Annotated in this window: 19 protein-coding genes; 3 read left to right on the top strand and 16 right to left on the bottom strand. The window is 64.5% G+C overall.

Features of this window, described 5'->3' with window-relative positions; all coding sequences use genetic code 11:
• Positions 1-60: 60 nt before the first annotated feature.
• The 16 genes from mmsB to AYJ54_RS14250 all read right to left on the bottom strand — a co-directional run bounded on the left by mmsB (position 61) and on the right by AYJ54_RS14250 (position 17,962).
• Entirely contained in the window at positions 61-1,251 is a 1,191-nt protein-coding gene (gene mmsB, locus AYJ54_RS14325) for a multiple monosaccharide ABC transporter permease (protein ID WP_063699539.1), read from the bottom strand.
• Positions 1,248-2,825, bottom strand: coding sequence for a multiple monosaccharide ABC transporter ATP-binding protein (gene mmsA, locus AYJ54_RS14320; protein WP_063699538.1), 1,578 nt, complete (start codon positions 2,823-2,825; stop codon positions 1,248-1,250). Before mmsA ends, mmsB begins: the two co-directional genes overlap by 4 nt.
• A 173-nt stretch (positions 2,826-2,998) precedes the next feature.
• On the bottom strand, positions 2,999-4,072 hold the full coding sequence (chvE, locus tag AYJ54_RS14315) for a multiple monosaccharide ABC transporter substrate-binding protein (protein WP_063699537.1): 1,074 nt from the start codon (positions 4,070-4,072) through the stop codon (positions 2,999-3,001).
• 70 nt (positions 4,073-4,142) lie between these two features.
• Positions 4,143-5,021, bottom strand: a complete 879-nt coding sequence (locus AYJ54_RS14310; protein ID WP_063699536.1) for an SMP-30/gluconolactonase/LRE family protein — start codon at positions 5,019-5,021, stop codon at positions 4,143-4,145.
• Entirely contained in the window at positions 5,021-6,097 is a 1,077-nt protein-coding gene (locus AYJ54_RS14305; protein ID WP_063699535.1) for an aldose epimerase family protein, read from the bottom strand. Before AYJ54_RS14305 ends, AYJ54_RS14310 begins: the two co-directional genes overlap by 1 nt.
• 2 nt (positions 6,098-6,099) lie before the next feature.
• Positions 6,100-7,026 (bottom strand): Gfo/Idh/MocA family protein, encoded by a 927-nt coding sequence (locus AYJ54_RS14300; protein WP_063699534.1) that lies wholly within the window; start codon positions 7,024-7,026, stop codon positions 6,100-6,102.
• Positions 7,023-7,799, bottom strand: a complete 777-nt coding sequence (locus tag AYJ54_RS14295) for a FadR/GntR family transcriptional regulator (RefSeq protein ID WP_063699533.1) — start codon at positions 7,797-7,799, stop codon at positions 7,023-7,025. Before AYJ54_RS14295 ends, AYJ54_RS14300 begins: the two co-directional genes overlap by 4 nt.
• The gene (yjfF, locus tag AYJ54_RS14290) at positions 7,796-8,776 is read right to left on the bottom strand and encodes a galactofuranose ABC transporter, permease protein YjfF (RefSeq protein WP_063699532.1); all 981 of its coding nucleotides are present in this window, start codon (positions 8,774-8,776) and stop codon (positions 7,796-7,798) included. Before yjfF ends, AYJ54_RS14295 begins: the two co-directional genes overlap by 4 nt.
• Positions 8,773-9,765 carry an ABC transporter permease gene (locus AYJ54_RS14285; protein ID WP_063699531.1) on the bottom strand — a complete coding sequence of 331 codons (993 nt, stop codon included), beginning with the start codon at positions 9,763-9,765 and terminating at the stop codon, positions 8,773-8,775. The genes yjfF and AYJ54_RS14285 overlap by 4 nt, the downstream gene beginning before the upstream one ends.
• A complete protein-coding gene (locus tag AYJ54_RS14280; protein ID WP_063699530.1) occupies positions 9,762-11,309 on the bottom strand; it encodes a sugar ABC transporter ATP-binding protein in 1,548 nt (515 codons plus the stop codon). Before AYJ54_RS14280 ends, AYJ54_RS14285 begins: the two co-directional genes overlap by 4 nt.
• Before the next feature lie 126 nt (positions 11,310-11,435).
• Positions 11,436-12,401, bottom strand: coding sequence for a galactofuranose ABC transporter, galactofuranose-binding protein YtfQ (gene ytfQ / locus AYJ54_RS14275; protein WP_063699529.1), 966 nt, complete (start codon positions 12,399-12,401; stop codon positions 11,436-11,438).
• 412 nt (positions 12,402-12,813) lie between these two features.
• Positions 12,814-13,986, bottom strand: coding sequence for a fumarylacetoacetate hydrolase family protein (locus AYJ54_RS14270; RefSeq protein WP_063699528.1), 1,173 nt, complete (start codon positions 13,984-13,986; stop codon positions 12,814-12,816).
• A gap of 108 nt (positions 13,987-14,094) precedes the next feature.
• Complete coding sequence (locus tag AYJ54_RS14265) at positions 14,095-15,072, bottom strand: HEAT repeat domain-containing protein (protein WP_063699527.1); 978 nt, start codon at positions 15,070-15,072, stop codon at positions 14,095-14,097.
• A 2-nt stretch (positions 15,073-15,074) separates the two neighbouring features.
• Entirely contained in the window at positions 15,075-15,308 is a 234-nt protein-coding gene (locus tag AYJ54_RS14260; protein WP_008141081.1) for a 4Fe-4S dicluster domain-containing protein, read from the bottom strand.
• 33 nt (positions 15,309-15,341) lie between these two features.
• Entirely contained in the window at positions 15,342-17,084 is a 1,743-nt protein-coding gene (locus AYJ54_RS14255; protein ID WP_063699725.1) for a fumarate reductase/succinate dehydrogenase flavoprotein subunit, read from the bottom strand.
• Between the two features lie 104 nt (positions 17,085-17,188).
• Positions 17,189-17,962, bottom strand: a complete 774-nt coding sequence (locus AYJ54_RS14250; protein ID WP_063699526.1) for a ferredoxin--NADP reductase — start codon at positions 17,960-17,962, stop codon at positions 17,189-17,191.
• 213 nt (positions 17,963-18,175) lie between these two features.
• Here AYJ54_RS14250 and AYJ54_RS14245 point away from each other — a divergent pair, with 213 nt between their 5' ends.
• The 3 genes from AYJ54_RS14245 to AYJ54_RS14235 all read left to right on the top strand — a co-directional run bounded on the left by AYJ54_RS14245 (position 18,176) and on the right by AYJ54_RS14235 (position 21,121).
• Positions 18,176-18,481, top strand: coding sequence for a gamma-butyrobetaine hydroxylase-like domain-containing protein (locus AYJ54_RS14245; protein WP_063699525.1), 306 nt, complete (start codon positions 18,176-18,178; stop codon positions 18,479-18,481).
• Positions 18,482-18,742: 261 nt separating this feature from the next.
• Positions 18,743-19,519 carry a Crp/Fnr family transcriptional regulator gene (locus AYJ54_RS14240; RefSeq protein ID WP_063699524.1) on the top strand — a complete coding sequence of 259 codons (777 nt, stop codon included), beginning with the start codon at positions 18,743-18,745 and terminating at the stop codon, positions 19,517-19,519.
• 180 nt (positions 19,520-19,699) lie between these two features.
• A complete protein-coding gene (locus AYJ54_RS14235) occupies positions 19,700-21,121 on the top strand; it encodes an ABC transporter substrate-binding protein (protein ID WP_063699523.1) in 1,422 nt (473 codons plus the stop codon).
• Positions 21,122-21,188 lie beyond the last annotated feature (67 nt).

Genomic DNA, 21,188 nt, shown 5'->3' with positions numbered 1-21,188 from the left:
CGCAAAGATCCGTGGGCAGGGCGCTAACGCGCCTTTGCCCACTCTACGAGGTCCCCGGCCTCATCGCCGCTGATTATACACGTCGATGCACACCGCCCCCAGCAGCACCAGGCCCTTGATGACCTGCTGGTAGTCGATACCGATGCCGAGGATCGACATGCCGTTGTTCATCACGCCCATGATCATGGCGCCGACCACCGCGCCGCCGACGCGCCCGACGCCACCGTAAGCCGACGCACCGCCGATGAAGCAGGCCGCGATGACGTCGAGCTCGAAGCCGAGGCCCGCTTTCGGAGTTGCGGTGTTGAGACGCGCAGCGAAGACGAGACCGGCGAGAGCTGCGAGCACGCCCATGTTGACGAAGGTGAAGAAGGTCAGCCGTTCGGTCTTGATGCCCGAGAGCTTTGCCGCCTTGGCATTGCCGCCGACGGCGTAGATCTGCCGTCCGATCACGGTGCGACGGGTGACGAAGCCGTACAGCGCAATCAGGGCGCTCATGATCACCAGCACGTTTGGCAGGCCGCGATGCGAGGCGATCAGATAAGTGAAATAGAGCACGGCGCAGGCCAGTACGACGCTCTTCCCTAAGAAAAACGCGTAAGGTTCGACCTCGATGCCGTGCGACTGCTCGCGCGAGCGGCTCTTGGCGCTGGCATAGACCAGCGCGAGCGCCAGCACCGCGCCGATCAGCATCGAGGTCGGATGCAGCGTGCCGGCCTCCGGCAGAAGCTCCGGAATGAAGCCTGAGGACAGTTTCTGGAAGGTCGGCGGGAACGGCCCGAGCGACTGGCCCTGCAGCACCGCGAGCGCAAGCCCCTTGAATACGAGCATGCCGGCCAGCGTCACGATGAAGGACGGAATCTTGAAATAAGCCACCCAATAACCCTGCGCCGCGCCGATCGCGGCACCGACCAGCAGGCAGGCGATGAAGGCGAGCGTGTAGTCGACCTTGTACGTCACCATGAGCACTGCGGCCACCGCGCCGATGAAGCCCGCGACCGAGCCGACCGAAAGGTCGATATGGCCGGTCACGATCACCAGCAGCATACCCAGCGCCATGATGACGATGTAGCTGTTCTGGAGCACCAGGTTGGTCAGGTTGAGCGGCTGGAGCAGCGTCCCGCCGGTGACGACCTGGAAGAACAGCATGATCGCGACCAGCGACATCAGCATGCCGTAGTTGCGTAAGTTGTTCTTGATGAAGCTGCCGTGCCGGCGCTCCTCGGGCAGCGAAACCGTCTTGTCGGTCATGGCTGCGATCCTCCCATCTCCGCGGCCTCAGGCACGCCGCTCCCATAGTTTCTGTCGTTGCGCATGATGGCGCGCATGATCTTCTCCTGCGTTGCCTCGCCTCCCGGAAACTCCCCGACGAAGGCGCCGTCGTTCATCACGCAGATGCGGTCGCAGATGCCGAGCAGCTCGGGCATTTCCGAGGAGATCACCACGACGCCGCGGCCGGCTTCCGCAAGCTCGTTGATGATACAGTAAATCTCGTATTTCGCACCGACGTCGATGCCCCGTGTCGGCTCGTCCAGGATCAGCACCTTGGGATCGGTCATCAGCCATTTCGACAGCACGACCTTCTGCTGGTTGCCGCCGGAAAGCTGACCGGTCTCCTGGTAGACGTCGGAGCAGCGGATGCGCATCCGGTTGCGGTAATCGCTCGCGATTCTGAGCTCGGCGATGTCGTCGATCACGCGGCTCGGGGCGACCTGGTCGAGGCTTGCGAGCGTGATGTTCTTGCGGACGTCGTCCGCCAGGATCAGCCCGAGCTGTTTGCGGTCCTCGGTGACATAGGCAAGGCCTGCGTCGATTGCGGCCGCGACGCTCGGCAGCACCATCTCCCTGCCCTCGAGCCGGAGATGGCCGCTGATATTGGCGCCCCAGGAGCGGCCGAACAGGCTCATGGCGAACTCGGTGCGTCCCGCGCCCATCAGCCCGGCAATGCCCACGACCTCGCCGCGCTTCACGCTGAAATTGACGTTCTTGATGACCTGTCGCTCGGGATGGATCGGATGGTAGACTGACCAGTTCGCGATTTCGAGCACTGGCTCACCGATCGTCGCGCTGCGCTCCGGGAAACGGTGAGCGAGATCGCGGTTGACCATGCTACGGATGATACGGTCCTCCTCGACCGGCTCGGCACGGCAATCGATGCTGTCGACGGTGCGGCCGTCTCGCAGCACCGTGATGTGATCTGCGACGCGGGCGACCTCGTTCAGCTTGTGCGAGATCAGGATCGATCCGATGCCCTGCTCGCGGAACGTCATGAGGCGATCAAGCAACGCGGCACTATCGGCCTCATTGAGGCTCGCCGTCGGCTCGTCCAGGATCAGCATGCGCACCCGCTTGGAGAGCGCTTTCGCGATTTCGACGAGCTGCTGCTTGCCGACGCCGAGATCGGTGATCAGTGTGTCGGGCGACTCTCGCAAGCCGACCTGCGCCAGAAGCTCCCGCGTCCGCCGGTACACCTCGTCGCGATCGATGACACCGAGCTTCGACGGCGGATGCGAGAGAAAGATGTTCTCCGCGATCGACATCAGCGGGATCAGCGCCAGCTCCTGGTGGATGATGATGATGCCGAGCGCCTCGGAATCGTTGATGTCACGGAAGCGGCGCTCCTCGCCGTCGAAGACGATGGTGCCCTCGTAGCTGCCGTGCGGATAGACCCCGCTCAGCACCTTCATCAGCGTGGACTTGCCCGCGCCGTTCTCGCCGACGAGCGCGTGGATCTGCCCGGCCTGAACCGAGAAGTTGACATCGCGCAACGCCTGCACACCGGCGAAGCTCTTGCTGACGTTGCGCATCTCCAGCATTGCGGTCATTGTCTTGTGTCCCTTACTTCACCTCTCCCCGCTCGCGGGGACAGGTCGAAATGCGCGCGCAGCGCCGATGTCGGGTGAGGGGGAGTCTCCGCGAGCCCCATTGTCACCTCCCTTGCGGAGACTCCCCCTCACCCTAACCCTCTCCCCGCAAGCGGGGAGAGGGAGTAGCCGTCTCACTGGAATTGCGACTTCTTGTAGTAGCCGCTGTCAACCAGGACCTTCTCCCAATTGTCCTTGTAGACCACGACCGGCTTGAGCAGGTAGGACGGCACCGTCTTGACGCCGTTTTCGTAAGTCTTGGTGTCGTTGACGGCGACCTGCTTGCCGGCGAGCGCCGCGTCGACCATGTCGGCGGTCACCTTGGCGAGGTCGCGGGTGTCCTTGAAGATGGTCGAATACTGATCGCCGCGCAGCATCGCCTTGATAGAAGGCACCTCGGCATCCTGGCCACTGATGATCGGCATCGGCTGATCGGCGCTGCCGTAACCGACGCCCTTCAGCGACGAGATGATACCGATCGAGAGGCCGTCATAGGGCGACAACACGGCGTTGACCTTCTTGTTGCCGTAGTAGGCGCTGAGCAGGTTGTCCATGCGGGCCTGCGCGGTGGCGCCGTCCCAGCGCAGGGTCGCGACCTTGTCCATACCCATCTGGCCGGAGACGACCACGAGCTTGCCGCTGTCGATGTAGGGTTTCAGCACCGACATCGCGCCATTGTAGAAGAAGTAGGCGTTGTTGTCGTCGGGCGAGCCGCCGAACAGCTCGATGTTGAAGGGGCCCTTGCCTTCCTTCAAGCCGAGGCCTTGCACGATCGACTCTGCCTGGAGCACGCCGACCTGGAAGTTGTCGAAGGTCGCGTAGTAATCGACATTCGGCGTGCCGCGGATCAGGCGGTCATAGGCGATGACGGTGATGCCCTTGGCCTTGGCCTGCTTCAGCACATCGGAGAGCGTGGTGCCGTCGATCGCGGCGATCACCAGCGCCTTGGCGCCCTTCGTCACCATGTTCTCGACTTGCGAGAGCTGGTTCGGAATGTCGTCCTCGGCATATTGCAGGTCGGTGTTGTAGCCGCGCTCCTTCAGCACCTTGACCATGTTGTTGCCATCGTCGATCCAGCGCGCCGAGGATTTGGTCGGCATGGCGATGCCGACGGTCGGCTTGTCCTGGGCGGACGCAGGGGCGCCCACGGCCATCGCAGCGGCGCCTGCAAACGCAAGCGCAAGGAACGTCGTCTTCAGTTTCTGCATGTTTTCACTCCCTTGGGTGTCAGACTGTTGTCGTTTGGTCGAGAACGCGGTGTGTCCTGGTTCTAGTCTCCTATGCGAGCTTGACGTCGGGCTCCGCGCGACCGCGCGCGGATGCTTCCAGCAGGAAGGTGCGGCCGGCCTCCGGATCGGCGGCGCGTGCAGTTGCGTCCATGTCCTGCCAGGCGGAGGTGACGAGCAGGCGCGACAGATCGGGACCGACAAAGGCGGGGCAGCTCGCCTGCCGTGCCGGCACGCGTAGCGAACGCAGGCGCTCTCCTTGCGGGCTATAGATGTCGATACGGCCAGCGCCCCAGCAGGCGTTCCAGATCTGGCCGTCGGCATCGACCACCGAGCCGTCGAGGCCGCCGATACCGGTGTGGCGCAACAGCACCTCAGGCTCGGTGCGCGGCAATCCGGTGGCTGGATTGAGCGGAACGGCATAGAGCACGGCGCGCGCGGTGTCGGCGAAGTAGCCGGTGGCGCCATCCGGCGAGAAGCAGATCGAATTGGGGATGCTGATCCCCGGAAACAGCGTCGAGATCTTGCCGCCATGGAGCGCGTAGATTGCACCAGCTCCCGGCTCCGCCTTGCGGCCCATGGTGCCGATCCAGAACGTGCCGGATTGATGAACGCGGGAATCGTTGGAGCGCGTGGCGGGGTTGTCCACCTCGAGCGGACGGAACAGCGTCATCGCGCCATCGGCGAGCTGGCGGATGTAGAGCCCGTCTTCTGCCACGATCAACTGGCGCTCGGCATCGATCCGCCCGAGCGCGCTCGCCATCCGGCCGAGCGCGTGGACGCGGACGCTGCTGCTGCCCAAATGCGCCTCGAACAGCCGCCCTTCGCGGATGTCGAACCACCAGGCGGTATCGGTGGTCACATCATAGGTCGGCCCTTCGCCGAGATGGCAGGGCTCCAGGGACAGAATGGACGTCGGCACCTGCTCCATCATGGCGAGCTCACCGCAAACCGATAGACCGTGTGATGCCGGTAGACCTCGCCCGGCGCGAGGCGCGGGCTCGGGAAATCCGGCCGGTTCGGCGCGTCTGGCCAGATGTGCGGCTCCAGACACATGGCGTCCGACTGGCGGTAGAGCCGGCCGCCCTTCCCCGCAATCGTGCCATCGAGATAGTTGCCGGAATAGACCTGAAGCCCGGGCTGATTGGTCAAGAGCTCCATGACCCGCCCCGAGCGCGGCGCGTCCAGTCGCGCCGCGAGACGAAGCTCGCCGTCACGCGCCAGGCAATAGGTGTGATCGTAGCCTTTGCCGTTACGCAATTGCTGATCATTCTCGCGGATGCGTTCGCCCACGGGCCGCGCGTCGCGAAAGTCGAACGGCGTGCCGGCCACCGCGCGCGGCAGCTCGGGCAGCGGGATTGCGGTCGGATCGATTGCGAGAAAATGCTCGGCCGCGACTGTCAGTCGGTGGTCGAGAATGGGCGTGCCTGACGTCGCGCCTTCCAGATTGAAGAAGCTGTGGTTGGTCAGATTGACGATGGTGGGCCGGTCCGTTCGCGCCTCCATGCTCAGCGACAGCTCGGTCGGGCCGGTGACGCGATAGGTCAGGCGCACATCAAGCCGGCCGGGATAGTGTTCCTCACCGTTCGCGCTGACATAGGTGAGCGTGACCGCGGGCTCGGCACCGTCGTCGATCTCGGCAATCTCCCAGAGCTTGCGGTCGAAGCCGTCCAGCCCGCCATGCAGCGCATTCGGATCGTTATTGACGGGAAGCTGCACCGTCTCGCCGTCGAGCACGAATTGTCCCTTGGCGATGCGGTTGGCGTAACGGCCGACCGTGGCGCCGAAAAACTTCCGTTCGGCGAGATAGCCGGCGAACGCGTCATGACCGAGCACGACGTCGTCGTAACCGCCCTTCGCGTCCGGCGCGATCAGCGCCTGCAACACCGCGCCGTGCGTAATGATGCGCGCCTCGAACCCGCCCTCCCCGCGCAGCACGATGCGCTCGACGTTGCGGCCATCCGGCAGCGTTCCAAAAACGTCTTTTGTGATTCTTGAGCCAGCCATGTTCAGTCCACAAACGGTTCGACGATGGAGCGCTTGCCAAGCAGGAAGGCATCGGCGACGAGACGAAGCGGCGTCAGGTCGACGTCGCTGGCGCCGGTCGCGGCGAGTTCGACGAAGCGCCGGTAGAGCCCGCGATATTCCTCATCGGGCGCCTCGGCAATGACCTTGCCGTCGACGGCCATACGCCTGCCGCCGCCGGACAATGTCATCTGTCCCTGGTCGGTTTCCACCAGGATATCCCAGCTCTGCGGGCCGGTCTGGCGGAAGTCGAATTCGGCGGTGACCGGCAGGCCGCTGATGTCGGTCAGCATCAGGTTCACGGCGATCGGCGCCTGGCAATTGGCGGGAAAGGCAAGGTCCGCCGCCGTGACGAACACGGGCTTTGGCAGGATGCGGGTCAGGATCGACAGCGCGTTGATGCCGGGATCGAACACACCGAGCCCGCCCGGCTCCCAGATCCAGCCCTGCCCAGGATGCCAGACGCGCACGTCTTCCTTCCAACTGATGTGCACGGAGGCGATACGGCGCTTCGCGAGCCATTCGCGCGCCGGTTCAACGGCAGGAGCGTAGCGCGAATGCCAGGTCGCAAACAACGTTCGCTTCGCCGCAGTCGCCATCTCAATCAGGGGATCGAGTTCGGCGACGCCGGTGCCCGGCGGCTTCTCCAGCATGACATGCTTGCCGGCGGCGAGCGCCGCGGCGGCCTGTGCACGCCGCACCTGTGGCGGGGTGCAGAGCGACACCGCGTCGATCGGCGGCCCCTTCTCCAGCAATTCCTCGATGGTCGCAAAATGCGGCAATCCCGGCAGCGAGGCGTTGCGGCTCGCAACTGCGGCAAGCGTCGCGCCCGGTGTCGCGGCGATCGCGCCGACATGCTGATCGCGCGCAATCTTGCCGAAGCCGACGATGGCGATACGAAGTTCGGTCACGATCCTTCTCCGGATTTCGCGGATGGCAAGGCCTCAGCCGGCGCGGTCTCGATCACCGTACCCTCGTGGCGGCGCATGCCGTTGTGAATGACGTAGACCATCGCCTCCGACGCGCCTTCGGCATCGCCGGCCGCGATCGCATCGACGATCTTCTGGTGCCAGAGCAGCACGGTGTCGCGGTCTTCCGGCTCGACCGGCGCGCTCAGCAGGAACGACGCCCGCAGGGCGGCCTCGATGACATGGCCGATCGAGCGCATGAACAGATTGCCCGATGCGCGCGCCACCGCAACATGAAGCGCGAGGTCGGCGTCGGCAAAGCCGACGGAATCGGAGGCCTCAATCCGCATGCGTTCCATGCTGCGCCTGAGATCAGCGAGGTCCTGCTCCGACCGCTGCGCGGCCGCAAGCATCGCCGCCCGCGGCTCGACCGCGAGACGGATCTCGGCGAGGTCGTTGAGGAAACGCTTGTCGATGCCGGCGTCCAGGTGCCAGGCCAGCACGTCGGCATCGAACATGTTCCAGGCGCCGCGCTCGCGCACGACGGTGCCGACCCGCGCCTTGGTGGTCAGCAGGCCCTTGGCAACCAGCGTCTTCACGCTCTCCCGCAGCACCGGCCGCGACACGCCGAACATCGCAATCATCTCGGCATCACCCGGCAGCCGCGTCCCCTCCGCGTAGCGGCCGGCGATGATGTCGACGCCGATCGAGCGCGCCACTTCCGCGTGGTTGGAATGCGCCCGCCGTGTCGGGATCACCAAGATGCGCGAGGTCATGAGGCTGCTCCTGCACTCCTGGCGACAGGCCGGCGCGCGACCGCGACCAGAGCCTGCTGCAAGGCGATGAACGCGAACAGCAGCACGCCGGTCGCGATCTTGGTCCACCAGCTCGACAGCGTCCCGTCGAAATTGATGTAGGTCTGGATCAGCCCCTGGATCAGGACGCCGAGGAAGGTACCGATCACCGAGCCCTGCCCGCCCGTGAGCAGCGTGCCGCCGATCACGACCGCCGCGATGGTGTCGAGCTCGACCCCGACTGCTGAGAGCGAGTAGCCGGCGCTGGTGTAGAAGGAGAAGACGATGCCGGCGATACCCGCGAGAAAACTCGACAGCATGTAGATCTTCACCGTCATCTTGCCCACCGCAACGCCCATCAGGCTCGCGGTCGCTCGGCTGCCCCCAAGCGCGTAGACATTGGCGCCGAACCGGGTGAGATGCAACAGCAGCGCCCCGCCGATCACGATGAGAAGCATGATGATCGCGATCGCCGTCAGCCGCCCACCGCCAGGTAATCGCAAGGCGAAGTCCGACACGGTGGAATAGACCGGCGCGGTGATCGGCACCGATTCCGTCGAGAGCAGGAAGCTCGCACCGCGTGCGAGGAACATCCCGGCCAGCGTCACGATGAAGGGCGGCAGATCGAAGACATGGATGACCGCGCCCATCGCCGCACCGAACGCCGCAGAGAGCGCGAGGACTGCAACGAAGGCGACGAGCGGCGGCACGCCCCAACGTTCGATCGCGAGCGCAACGAAAACGGTGGTGAAGCCGATCACCGAGCCGACCGAGAGATCGATCCCGCCGGAGATGATAACGAAGGTCATGCCGGTCGCGACGATACCGAGGAAGGCATTGTCGGTGAGGAGATTGCCGACCACGCGGGTCGAGGCGATGTTGGGAAACTGCACGGCGCAGAGGGCGAAGCCTGCGACGAGCACGATTGCCGTGATGAGGACGGGCGGCAGGCCTTTCATGCTTTCGCCCTCCGCAGCCGCGCCGCGATGCCGGCAAGGCCGGGCAGTTTCGGCGATTGCAGCAGCAGCACCGCGAGCACCACTACTGCCTTGACCAGCAAATTGAACTCCGGCGGATAGCCGGACAGCAGGATGCCGGTGTTCATGGTCTGGATGATCAGCGCGCCGAGCACGGCCAGGATGAGGCTGAAGCGGCCGCCGAACAGCGAGGTTCCGCCGATCACCACAGCGAGGATGGCGTCGAGCTCGAGCCAGAGGCCCGCATTGTTGGCATCCGCCCCCATGATGTCGGCCGCCGCGATCACGCCGGCGAGCGCGGCGCAGACACCGCACCAGACGTAGACCGCCAGGATCATCGCGCGTGTGCCGACGCCGGCAAGCTCGCTCGCCCGCGCATTGCCGCCGGTCGCCTCGATGAGCAATCCGAGGGCCGAGCCGCGCACGACCGCGCCGGTGAGGATCAGCATGCCGAGCGCGATTGCGACCGGCACCGGCAGGCCGAGCACTGCACCGTTGCCGAGCCAGACCAGATCGGGCGAGGTAAAGGTCACGATGCGCCCTTCGGTAATGAGCTGCGCGATGCCGCGACCGGCGACCATCAGGATCAGCGTCGCCACGATCGGCTGCATGCCGAGCACGCTGACGAGAAAGCCGTTCCAGAGGCCGCAGAGAAGGCCCGCGCCAAGCGCGGCCGCTAGCACGACGGCCAGGCCGTGACTGTCGGCGAGGCTCGCCGCGATCGCGCCCGAGATCGCCATGACCGCGCCGACCGACAGATCGATGCCGCGCGTGGCGATCACCAGCACCATGCCGAGCGAGAGCAGCGCGACCGGCGTGCCGCGGTTGAGCACGTCGATCAGACTGCCGAACAGCCGGCCATCCTGAAGGCGCAAATCGAAGAATTGCGGCGATACCACCCGGTCGACCGCCAGGATGACGATCAGCGCAAGTATCTGAGCAAGGCCCCGACGCGGCAAGAGCGCAGTCATGCCCGGCCCTCATGCGCTACGGCGGCGGCGCCGTCGGCGGCAATGGCCGCGAGAATGTTGGTGACGTCGATCGCCTCGCCGGTAAGCTCGTCGACATGAGCGCGGTCGCGCAGCACCACCACGCGATCGGAATAGGTCACGATCTCGTCGAGCTCGGAGGAGATCACGAGCAGCGCGAGCCCATCGTCGCAGAGATCGCGGATCAGGCGGATGATCTCGGCATGCGCGCCGACATCGATGCCGCGGGTCGGCTCGTCCAGCACCAACAGCCGCGGCGAGGTCGCGAGCCAGCGCGCCAGCAGCACCTTCTGCTGATTGCCGCCGGACAACAGCCCGACCGGGCGCTCGGGATCGGCCGGGCGGATGTCGAGCATCTTGACGTAGCGGCGCGCGATCTCGTCCTGCTCGCGGCGCGACAATGGCCGGTGCAGGCCGCGCTTGGCCTGGAGCGCCAGCACGATGTTCTCGCGCACCGTGAGATCGGCGACAATGCCGTCGGTCTTGCGTTCCTCCGGGCAATAGCCAAAGCCGTGGCGCACGCCGTCGCGCGGCGTGTGGAGGCGCACCGAGGCACCTTCCACTCTCGCCTGCCCGCGATCGGCACGCTCGGCGCCAAATACCAACCGCGCCGTCTCGGTCCGGCCCGAGCCGAGCAGTCCGGCAAGACCGACGACCTCGCCATGGCGCAGTTCGAGATCAAACGGTGCGACATAGCCGGCCTTGCCGTAATTCTCGAAGCTCGCGCAGACCTCGCGCGCCTGATGTTCGCGCGTTGCCGCGCGGGCACTGGTGGTCTCCGCCAGCTCGCGGCCGAGCATCATCCGAATCAGCTCGAGCCGCGGCAGTGACGCGGTCTCACGCTCGCCGACCAGACGGCCATTGCGCAGCACGGTGATGCGGTCGGAGATCTCGTAGACCTGGTCGAGGAAATGACTGACGAAGACAATGCCGATGCCGCGGCCGGCAAGCTGGCGCATGATGTTGAAGAGGATCTCGACCTCGTGGCGGTCGAGGCTCGCGGTCGGCTCGTCGAGGATCAGCACGCGCGCCGACAGGTCGACGGCGCGGGCGATCGCGGTGACATGCTGCACGGCGACGGAATAGCTGCCGAGCGGCGCGGCGACGTCGATATCGAGGCCGAATCCAGCGAGCAGCGTCTTCGCGCGGCGGCGCATCTCGGCCTCGCGTACGATGCCGAAGCGCATTGGCTGGCGATCGAGGAACAGGTTCTGTGCCACCGAAAGGTTCGGCAGCAGGTTGACCTCCTGGTAGACGGTGGCGATCCCGGCCTGAAGCGCCGCCTTGGCCGAGCGCGGCGCGACCTCCGCGCCGCCGAGCCTGACGATGCCGGCATCGCGCGGAAACACGCCGGTGATCACCTTGATCAGCGTGGATTTGCCAGCGCCATTCTCGCCGAGCAGTGCATGGATCTCGCCCGCGCGAAGCGTGAAGTCGACCTCCTGCAACGCGCGCACCGCGCCAAAGCTCTTGCTGATCCCGCGCACCTCCAGCAAGGACGGAACAGGATCGAGGCTGTTTTCCATCGCGACATCACTCCCACCGGCGCCCGCGGATGACGCGGACGCCCAGCCTATTCGTTCGCTCAGCGGTTTCGAAGGGGATTGCACCACCGTACCCAATCAAATGGCGGTCCGGCGGCGCGTCCCGCCTCAGTAACCGAGGCCCTTCTTGCTGTCGTAGATCTTCTGCGGATCGTCGGCGGCGGTGTAGAGTTTCGAGTCCGTCTGGATCCACTTCGGCGGAACCGCGCCCTTGCCCTTGAAGGCCGCGACGGCGTCGAGCGCGGGGCCCGCCATGTTGGGCGTCAGCTCCACCGTCGCGTTGGCCTCGCCGGCGACCATCGCCTTGAAGATGTCGGGAACCGCGTCGATCGAGACGGTGAGGATGTCCTTGCCGGGCTTGAGGCCGGCTTCCTTCATTGCCTGGATCGCGCCCACCATCATGTCGTCGTTGTGGGCATAAACCGCGCAGATCGACTTGCCGCCGCCTTCGGCCTTGATGAAGCTCTCCATCACCTCCTTGCCCTTGGCGCGGGTGAAGTCGCCGGTCTGGCTGCGCACCATCTTCAGGTTCGGATGCTTGGCGATGGCGGTGTCAAAACCCTTCTTGCGGTTGGTGGCGACGCTGGCGCCGACCGTGCCCTGCAGTTCGACGATGTTGCAGGCCTTGTCGCCGACGGTCTTGGCGAGCCAGTCGCCGGCGACCTCGCCTTCATGCACGCTGTCGGAGGTCACCGCGGTGAGATAGAGCTCCTTGCCGGAGGGATCGATGTCGCGATCGAGCAGCACGACCGGGATTTTGGCCTCCTTGGCTTCCTTCAACACCGCGTCCCAGCCGGTCGAGACGACGGGCGCAAGAAAGATCGCATCGACATTCTGCGCGATGAACGAGCGGATCGCCTTGATCTGGTTCTCCTGCTTCTGCTGGGCGTCAGCGATCTTGAGATTGACCTGGCGCTTGGCGGCTTCCTGCTTGGAGACCGAGGTCTCAGCCGCGCGCCAGCCGGATTCCGATCCGATCTGCGAGAAGCCGATGGTGAGCTGGGCCGCGCTGGCCGGCAGCGCGAGCAGCAACGCACCCGTGGCGGTTGCCGCAAAAAGGGCTTTGAGGATCATCAGGCGTGTCTCCCAAGAGTCGTCTTGTGTTATCCCGGGCGCCCATTGGTATCATGGCACCCGCAGACCGCCCCTTGGGGGCGGCGGGAGACACTATTTCATGGAAGTTTGGTTCCGTATAGTCATATTATTTTACTATTTGCACGGAAAGCACGCGAAGGCGGATTGGGCCATCATATGACACGCCAAGCGCGATTTTGTTCCACTGGTGCAACGCGAGGATGAAGGAAAATATGTGCGCGGCCGATCCCTCGAGACGCCCGCTGTTGGCGGGCTCCTCAGGATGAGGTCGAGTTTCGCGGTGAAATCCTGGACCCTCATGGTGAGGAGCGCCGCTTGCGGCGCGTCTCGAACCATGAGGCCGTAGGCGATGGCCCGGCCGCAAGCTAAGCGAAGAGAAACGAAGCCGGCGCTAGATCAGCTTCCGCTGCGCGAGATTCTTCATCAGCGCGCCGATGCCGAACGTCCAGGGTTCGCACTCATCGCTGCCGCGCATGCGGTTGACGAGCTTGCCCAGCTGAGGCGCCGCGATCGTGACGATGTCGTCGCGCTTGTGAGTGAAGCCCTGTCCGGGCGCATCACGGTCCTCGACCGGCGCGAACATCGTACCGAGGAACAGCACGAATCCATCCGGGTATTGATGCACCTTGCCGATGGTCTGCGCGACGAGGTCGGTCGGATCGCGGCTGATCTTGCTGATCGAGGAGTGGCCGTTGAGAACAAAGCCGTCCTGGCCTTTCACGTTCAGGCTGATGTCGAGCTTGCGCGCGTCGTCGAGCGTGAAGCTGTCATCGAACAGGCGCAGCAGCGGGCCGATGGAGCAGGACGCATTGTTGTCCTTGGCTTTCGACAGCAGCAGCGCCGAACGGCCCTCGAAGTCGCGCAAATTGACGTCGTTGCCGAGCGCACCGCCGACGATCTTGCCGCGGCTCGAGACGAACAGCACGAGTTCAGGCTCCGGATTGTTCCAGGTCGATTTCGGATGCAGGCCAGCATCCATGCCAGTGCCGACCGAGGAGAGGACCGGCGCCTTGCTGAAGACCTCGGCATCCGGACCGATGCCGACCTCGAGATACTGGCTCCAGGCGTTCTGCTCGATCAGCACCTGCTTCAGCCGCATCGCCTGGTCCGAGCCCGGCTTGAGCTTTGACAAATCGTCACCGATGAGCCGCGTCACCTCCTTGCGGATGGCTTCCGCCGAAGCCTGATTGCCCTTCGCGCGCTCCTCGATCACGCGCTCCAGCATCGAGATGGCGAAAGTGACGCCGGCGGCCTTCAGCGCCTGGAGGTCAACGGGCGCGAGCAACCACGGCTTTTGCCGGTCACGCAGGTCCGGCGGCGTGTTGGCCACGATCGCCTCGAGATCGCCGATGCGCTCGCCCTTGGTCGCAGCGAGAGCCTTGGCCGGATCGTCTTCCTCGCAGAGTGCGCTGATCGTCGGAAATTTCGCGGTGACGTCGAACACGCCGTCGCCGCGCACGGCGACCACGGCCGGACCATTCGCCTGCGGCAGCCAGACGCGCCCTGCCAGCGATCCCCGTGTTCCATCCTCGGGGAGAAGGTCCTTAACAGTCAGTGTCGTCATGGCCGCGCCCTCGCTGCTTCTTGGACCGGCCGCGCTCGCTCGGCGACGCGGACCAATCCGGTTGGCGAAGACCAATAAACGTCTGGCTCTGGAAGTCCAGAGCGGTGGCTACGACCCTGCCCGCGCCTTTCGGGCTGCGATCTGCTGCAGCGCCCAGCGCGCGTTCTTGCGCACGTCGGGATCGGGATCGTCGGCAATGACCGCCAGGAATGCCTCGCCGTCGGGATGGGCGATCTCGCCGAGCGCGGCGGCCGCTTCTTTCCGCAAGTTCGCCTGGTCGTGGTTGATGCAGTTGCCGATCGGGCGCACCGCGCGCTCGATCTTCATCTTGCCGAGGCTGCGGATCGCCCTCAGCCGCACCTGCCAGAACTCGTCAGCGAGCGAGCCAATGAGCTGGTCGGCGGCGAGCGCACCATTGACGTTGAGCCCCAGCGTCTCGGCCGCCATCTCGCGGACCATCCAGTCCGCGTCCTTCAGCGCGCGCGTGATCGTCTCCGCCGCCGGCTTCATCTGCGAGAAGGCCAGCGCGCTCACCGCGGCGCGGCGCACATGCGCGTCGGGGTCGTTGATCAGCGCGGTCAGCGCAGGGATCGATTCTTCCAGCTTGAGGAAGCCGATCACGCCGATCGCCTGTACGCGCACGGCGGCGTCCGCATCCTGGAGCGCTTCCAACGCCGGCTTCAGCGTGTCCTTGCGCCGCAGCTCCTTCAGCGCGCGCAAAGCGCCCATGCGGACGAAGGCGTGGGCGTGCTTGACCAGCGGCAGGATGATTTCGGCGCAGGCGGGATCCTTGAACTCGGCCATGCTGTCGGCCGCGGCCGCCGCGACGATTCTTTCGGGGTCTACCAGCAGCTTGACCAGCGCGCTCGCCGCTTCCGGCCCGTCGAACTCGCCGAGCGCCATCGCGACCTGCTGGCGCACGCCGGCATCGGGATCGGACACCATGTTGGCGAGATGGCCGACCGCGGCGGGATCACCGGAATGGCCGAGCGCGATGATGGCGACGCGGCGCTCGGCAGGATCGGCGGCCTGCAAGCGCTCGTCGGCATCGTCGAGGTCGTCATAGGATTCGAACGGGCTCGACATGCTCACCTCAGCAGATAGGGAATGTTGACGGTGACGGCGCCGGTCGGGCAATCCGCCTCGCAGGGCATGCAGTACCAGCACTCGTCATAGGCCATGTAGGCCTTGCCGGTCATGTCGCTGATGCGGAGCACGTCGAGCGGACAGACATCGACGCATACCGTGCAGCCTTTGTCGGCGATGCATTTGGCGTCGTCGACCACCACCGGCACCGATGTCTGATAGGAAGCGAGAGGCATCGTCAATCTCCTGTTGGCTGGTGTTGCGGTGGATCAGGCTCTGGCGCGGATGCGCTGCTTGTCGTAGAGGTCCTTTTCGTCGTCGGCGATCGGCACGACGTATGGCTCCACGGCGCGCTTCTCGCTGGTCATCCTGCCGTCCTGCTTGCTGAGCAGGGTGTGGCAGAACCAGTTCTCGTTGTCCTTCTCCGGGAAATCCGTGCGCCAATGGTAGAGGCCCCAGCGGCTCTCCTCGCGGTAGAGCGAGGCATGCGCGGCCATGTCGGCGCAGTCCATGATCGACTGCACTTCGAGCGCGCGCAGCAATTCGTGCGCGTTGCGGGCGATCATGCGCTCCTGCATGTCCTCGCGCACCTCGGCGAGACGGCGCATGCCGAGCTCGTATTTGCGGGTGACCTTCGGTGGCTGGAGATAGTCGTTGACTAGGCGACGGGTCTTGTACTCGACCTGGTTCGGCGGAATGCCGTCCTCGCGCTTGGTCGGCGCCATCACGCGATCGCGCTCCTTGGCGACATCGGCTGCGTCGAACTCCGCAAAGCCGTGGCTGTCGGCGAACTCCATCGCATCGATGCCGGCGACCGAGCCGTTGGTGAAGGCGCCCAGCATGTAGTTGTGCGGCACGCTCGCCATGTCGCCGGCGGCATAGAGGCCGGGCACGGTGGTGCGCGCGTTGTCGTCGACGAACACGCCGGAGGCGCTGTGGCCGGAGCAGAAGCCGATCTCGGAGATGTGCATCTCGATCGACTCGCTGCGGTAGTCGACCCCGCGCCCCTGCTGGAACAGGCCGCGCGTCGGCCGCTCGACCTTGTGCAGCGTGGATTCGATCTCAGAGATCGTGTCGGGGTGGAGATGCTTGAGCTGGAGAAACACCGGGCCCTTGCCGGACAGCAGCTCGTTATAGAACTCCAGCATCATCTGGCCGGACCAGTAGTCGCATTCGATGAAGCGCGAGCCCTCGTTGTTGGCGGTGTAGGCGCCGAAGGGACCGGCGACATAGGCGCAGGCCGGACCGTTATAATCCTTGATCAGGGGATTGATCTGGAAGCATTCGAGGTTCGCGAGCGCCGCGCCCGCGTGATAGGCCATGGCATAGCCGTCGCCGGAATTGGCGGCGTTCTCATAGGTGCCGAACATGTAGCCCGAGGTCGGCAGTCCCAAACGGCCGGCCGCGCCCATGCACAGAATCACGGCTTTGGCCTTGATGACGAGCATCTCGGCAGTGCGGGTGTTGACGCTGATCGCACCGGCAATGCGGCCGTCAGCCGATTTCAGCAGCCGCGTCGCCATGTAGCGGTTCGAGATCAGGATGCGGGCGCGGCGGAGCTGGCGGTAGAGCGCCTTCTTCACGGTCTCGCCATTCGGCATCGGCAGGACGTAGGTGCCGATGTGGTGCACCTTCTTGACGGCATAGTCGCCGTTCTCGTTCTTCAGGAAGCGGATGCCAAAACTGTCAAGCTCCTCGATGATCTCAAAGCAGTTCTGCGCGTATTTATAGACCGCCTTCTGGTCGACGATGCCGTCGTTGGCGATGGTGATTTCCTTGGTGTACTGCTCCGGCGTCGCGTAGCCGGGGATGACGGCGTTGTTCAGCCCGTCCATGCCCATCGAGATCGCGCCGGAGCGCTTGACGTTGGCCTTTTCGAGCAGGACGACGTTGGCCTTCGGGTTCTTCAGCTTCGCCTTCAGCGCCGCCATCGGGCCGGCCGTGCCGCCGCCGATGACCAGCACATCGCAGGAAACCTCCGAAAGTCCGTCGACGATCTGATCTAATGCCATCGCTTGCTCCTGGTTCGCCGAAACGTCCGACGCCTTTGCATCAGATTTGTTCAGCTGGCTTTCCGGCGATAGCAATTAGTTGTCGCCGGAGAGCGATTTGCCCCTCACCGCTCCACGAAAGCCTTTTCGATCACGAAATGGCCGGGCTGACTGTGATTGCCCTCGACGAAACCGCGCGCGGAAAACATCGCGTGGAGATCGTCGAGCATCGCGGGGCTGCCGCACAGCATGATCCGGTCGGTGTCGCGGTCGAGGCCGGATTGCCCGACGTCGTCAAAGAGCTGGTTGGAGGCGATCAAATCGGTGATGCGGCCGCGGTTGCGGAACGGCTCGCGGGTGACCGTCGGGTAATAGGCGAGCTTGTCGCGGATCAGCGGGCCGAAGAATTCGTGATTGCGCAGGTTGTCGACGAGATGCTCGCCATAGGCGAGTTCGGAGATATGGCGGCAGCCATGGGCGAGCACGATGGTCTCGTAGTTTTCGTAGACGTCGGGGTCCTTGATCAGGCTCGCGAACGGCGCGAGCCCCGTGCCGGTCGAGAGCAGCAAAAGACGCTTGCCGGGAATGAGATTGCCGGTGATCAGCGTGCCGGTCGCTTTGCGGCCGACCAGGATGATGTCGCCTTCCCTGATCTTCTGGAGACGCGAGGTGAGCGGGCCGTCCTGCACCTTGATCGAGAAGAACTCGAGAGCCTCCTCGTGGTTGGCGCTCGCCATGCTGTAGGCGCGCATCAACGGCCGGCCGTCGACCTCGAGCCCGATCATCGCGAACTGGCCGTTCTGGAAGCGAAAGCCGGGATCGCGCGTCGCGGTGAAGCTGAACAGGGATTCAGTCCAGTGCCTGACCGACAGAACTGTTTCCTTCTGAAAAGCGCTCATCCTTCGTCTCTCCTTCCTTCGCGATAGGCCGCAAAGTTTCGGAGAGACGGAATTCCGGCAATGCCGAACTGAAAATCCCGGTCGATTAGTTTCACATTTCGCGGGCGATGACTGAAGAGAAGGCAGCACGGCGCAGTCGATCACCTGCGCCCCGGCAATTAGTTGCTATCGCCGTCGCTGCATGACGCCGTAGAGAGGAATCGGAGGTTCGTCATGACCATGACCGCATTGGTGGCGCCGACGGTGACCGACTATCGAGCGAGCGCAGATCTCGCCTCGCTCGTCGTACGCACGACGGAAGATGCCGAGCTGAGCCTGTCCGCCGAGCAGCTCCGTCTCTCCTGCAAATGCGCCCACTGCACCCGCGCCCGCTTCGACGGCCGCTTCCCCGAGCGCTTTCCGGATATCGCGATTACCGAGATCGGCGACCTCGGCTACGGGCTGAACATCTCGTTTTCGGACGGGCACAACCGGGGGATCTATCCGAAGCCGTATCTGCTGAGTTTGGCGGGGCGCTAGTCCAGCAACCCCAAAGCCGGCGAAACGGCAGCTACAAATTCCGCTGTCATTCCCCGCGAAAGCGGGGAATCCAATACGCTGCGACCCATCCGTATCCCACCGCTTTCTCTGGAATACTGGATCGCCTGATCAAGTCGGGCGATGACGGCGGAGTGAATGGCGGCGGCTTGCCACAAACGCGCCCCCGGGTGCTCACCCGCCCCACTCCCATCTGGCACGGACATTGCTCCTCTTTAGAACGATTTGAACTTCCGGAGGCGGATGATGTTGCAGGCGACCAATGTGGTTCGCGGGACTGTTCCACCGGCAGTCCGGCCCGCCGGCAGTTCCTCGCTGCTGCTCACGGAGAACCAGCAATGGATCGGCGGACCGCCGCCGCTGATGGACAAGCTCAGCCAGCGCGAGCGGGAGCTGGTACTCAAGCAGGGCCGCCGCAAGGTCCTTAACCGCGGCCAGACGCTGTTCAGCCAGGGCGGCAAGCACGACGGCATCTGGCTGATCGAGAGCGGCCGCATCCGTGTGTTCTATACGTCCCCGCTCGGCCGCGAGATTACGCTGGCCTACTGGCATGTCGGCAATTTCGTCGGCGGGCCCGAAGTGTTCGAAGGCACCGTGCATCAATGGTCCGGCGTTGCGTCCAGCAATTGCAGCGTCGTTCACCTTCCCGGAAGGGAGCTGCGCACGCTGGCCGCGGAGATCCCGAACCTTGCCATCGGTCTCATCGAAGGCCTGACCTTCAAGGGCAAATGCTATTCGGCGCTGGCGCAGATGCTGGGAACGCGCTCGATTACACAGCGACTTGCGCATCTGCTCCTGCATCTCGTCGAGCTCTACGGCGTCGCGGATGCCGACGGCACCGTGATCGCCGCCGCCTTCACCCATGCCGACATCGCCCACATGGTGGGCGCCACCCGGCAATGGGTCACGATCAGCCTGAAGCGCATGCAGGAGAAGGGAATCGTCGTGACCAAGCGCTCGCAGGTCGTGGTGTGCCGGCCGGACGTCCTGGAGGAGATGCGCGGCCAGGCATCTGACTAAAGGGCGGGCGACTAACGCGGATGCCCATGCAAGCGGCTCTAAAGTGCAGGATTGCCCAAGGAGTATGCAGTCAGCTTTTCCCGGCAACTAATCGACTGCGGCGGTAAATCCGGATTTGCCCTGCCAACGCCCTCGCCCAATCATGGCAACCACAGCACATCCAACCGAATGAGGATGAGAATGGTCCGCCATCTTCCCACACTCTCGATCGCGATGTCGGTGACGTCGCTGGCGCTATTCCTGGCGCAGCCGGCCTCGGCGGAAACCGTCACGCTCGGCATCGGAACGCAGGACACCACAACCAACACGGTGACCGCCGGCGTCGTCATCCGGCAGCTGCATCTCCTCGAAAAATACCTGCCGAAGGACGGCAAATACGCCAACATCAAGTTTGAGCTGGAGTGGCAGAATTTCACGTCTGGCCCGCCCGTCACCAATGCGATGATGGCGAACAAGCTTCAGATCGGCATGATGGGCGACTATCCGCTGATCGTGAACGGCTTCACCTTCGAGAGCAATCCTGAAAGCAAGAGCCGCCTGATCGGCGTTGCCGCCTACAGCCTCTCCGGCTCCGGCAACGGCATCGTCGTCCACAAGGATTCGCCCTACTACGATCTCGCCGATCTCAAGGGCAAGCTCGTCAGCGTGCCCTTCGGCTCCGCCGCGCACGGCATGGTGCTGAAGGCGATGCAGGACCGCGGCTACGCGTCCGACTTCTTCCAGCTCGTCAGCCAGAGCCCCGAGGTCGGCTCGACCAATCTCCAGGAGAAGAAGATCGACGCCCATGCCGACTTCGTCCCCTTCGCCGAGCTGCTGCCGTTCCGCGGCTTCGCGCGAAAAATCTTCGACGGCGTCGAGACCAATCTGCCGACCTTCCACGGCATCGTGGTCCGCACCGACTTCGCGGAAAAATATCCGGAAGTCGTCGTTGCCTACATGAAGGCGTTGATCGCCGCCAACCAGTGGCTGCACGAAGATCCGAAGCTCGCCGCCGAGAAGATCCAGGAATGGACCGGCATCAGCAAGGAAGTCGTCTACATCTTCCTCGGCCCCGGCGGCAACATGACGACCGATCCCACGATCAAGCCGGCGCTGATCGATGCGGCGACAACCGACGTCAAGGTGCTGCAGAATCTAGGCCGCATGAAGGAGTTCGATCCGAAGAAATGGGTCGACGATAGCTACATCCGCAAGGCTTATGCCGAGATGAAGCTGGACTACGACGCGCAGCTCGGCAGCACTGAGAACTATGAAATCTCGGGCGAGGACAGCTTCTGCAAGAAGCCGATCGCCGATCCGCGCAAGGCCGGCGAGGTCTGGGTCGACGATACTGGCATCATGCCGTTTGCGTCCGCGGCCTGCACGCTCGGCGCCTATGCCGACTACAAGGCGAAGGGGAAGAAGATCAACGTCGCCTATGTCTTCGACACCACCCGCGGCATCAAGCTGTTCGCCGACCAGGCCTTCTTCGCGGTCGGCAATGGTGACGTCGCACCGTTCCTGCTGAAGAAGGACGCCGAAGCCTACGCCGCGAAGACCAGCGGCAAGGTGCTGGGCTTCGATGACGCGGTGAAGGCGGCGGTCGGCGGAGGCAAGACGTGAGCAGTCCCGCCCTCCTCAGACATTCCGAGGACAGCATGCCAGCAGCGCCTGCGATCGCAGAGGCGGG

The sequence above is a fragment of the Bradyrhizobium centrolobii genome, from assembly GCF_001641635.1.
Lineage (GTDB): Bacteria > Pseudomonadota > Alphaproteobacteria > Rhizobiales > Xanthobacteraceae > Bradyrhizobium > Bradyrhizobium centrolobii.
This window is presented reverse-complemented; position numbering and strand designations above follow the sequence as displayed.

What these genes read in the sequence shown, in the direction of transcription:
- mmsB (WP_063699539.1), bottom strand. Translation starts at nt 1,251, where the DNA reads ATGACCGACAAGACGGTTTCGCTGCCCGAGGAGCGCCGGCACGGCAGC.
- mmsA (WP_063699538.1), bottom strand. Translation starts at nt 2,825, where the DNA reads ATGACCGCAATGCTGGAGATGCGCAACGTCAGCAAGAGCTTCGCCGGT.
- chvE (WP_063699537.1), bottom strand. Translation starts at nt 4,072, where the DNA reads ATGCAGAAACTGAAGACGACGTTCCTTGCGCTTGCGTTTGCAGGCGCC.
- AYJ54_RS14310 (WP_063699536.1), bottom strand. Translation starts at nt 5,021, where the DNA reads ATGGAGCAGGTGCCGACGTCCATTCTGTCCCTGGAGCCCTGCCATCTC.
- AYJ54_RS14305 (WP_063699535.1), bottom strand. Translation starts at nt 6,097, where the DNA reads ATGGCTGGCTCAAGAATCACAAAAGACGTTTTTGGAACGCTGCCGGAT.
- AYJ54_RS14295 (WP_063699533.1), bottom strand. Translation starts at nt 7,799, where the DNA reads ATGACCTCGCGCATCTTGGTGATCCCGACACGGCGGGCGCATTCCAAC.
- yjfF (WP_063699532.1), bottom strand. Translation starts at nt 8,776, where the DNA reads ATGAAAGGCCTGCCGCCCGTCCTCATCACGGCAATCGTGCTCGTCGCA.
- AYJ54_RS14285 (WP_063699531.1), bottom strand. Translation starts at nt 9,765, where the DNA reads ATGACTGCGCTCTTGCCGCGTCGGGGCCTTGCTCAGATACTTGCGCTG.
- AYJ54_RS14280 (WP_063699530.1), bottom strand. Translation starts at nt 11,309, where the DNA reads ATGGAAAACAGCCTCGATCCTGTTCCGTCCTTGCTGGAGGTGCGCGGG.
- ytfQ (WP_063699529.1), bottom strand. Translation starts at nt 12,401, where the DNA reads ATGATCCTCAAAGCCCTTTTTGCGGCAACCGCCACGGGTGCGTTGCTG.
- AYJ54_RS14270 (WP_063699528.1), bottom strand. Translation starts at nt 13,986, where the DNA reads ATGACGACACTGACTGTTAAGGACCTTCTCCCCGAGGATGGAACACGG.
- AYJ54_RS14265 (WP_063699527.1), bottom strand. Translation starts at nt 15,072, where the DNA reads ATGTCGAGCCCGTTCGAATCCTATGACGACCTCGACGATGCCGACGAG.
- AYJ54_RS14260 (WP_008141081.1), bottom strand. Translation starts at nt 15,308, where the DNA reads ATGCCTCTCGCTTCCTATCAGACATCGGTGCCGGTGGTGGTCGACGAC.
- AYJ54_RS14255 (WP_063699725.1), bottom strand. Translation starts at nt 17,084, where the DNA reads ATGGCATTAGATCAGATCGTCGACGGACTTTCGGAGGTTTCCTGCGAT.
- AYJ54_RS14250 (WP_063699526.1), bottom strand. Translation starts at nt 17,962, where the DNA reads ATGAGCGCTTTTCAGAAGGAAACAGTTCTGTCGGTCAGGCACTGGACT.
- AYJ54_RS14245 (WP_063699525.1), top strand. Translation starts at nt 18,176, where the DNA reads ATGACCATGACCGCATTGGTGGCGCCGACGGTGACCGACTATCGAGCG.
- AYJ54_RS14240 (WP_063699524.1), top strand. Translation starts at nt 18,743, where the DNA reads ATGATGTTGCAGGCGACCAATGTGGTTCGCGGGACTGTTCCACCGGCA.
- AYJ54_RS14235 (WP_063699523.1), top strand. Translation starts at nt 19,700, where the DNA reads ATGGTCCGCCATCTTCCCACACTCTCGATCGCGATGTCGGTGACGTCG.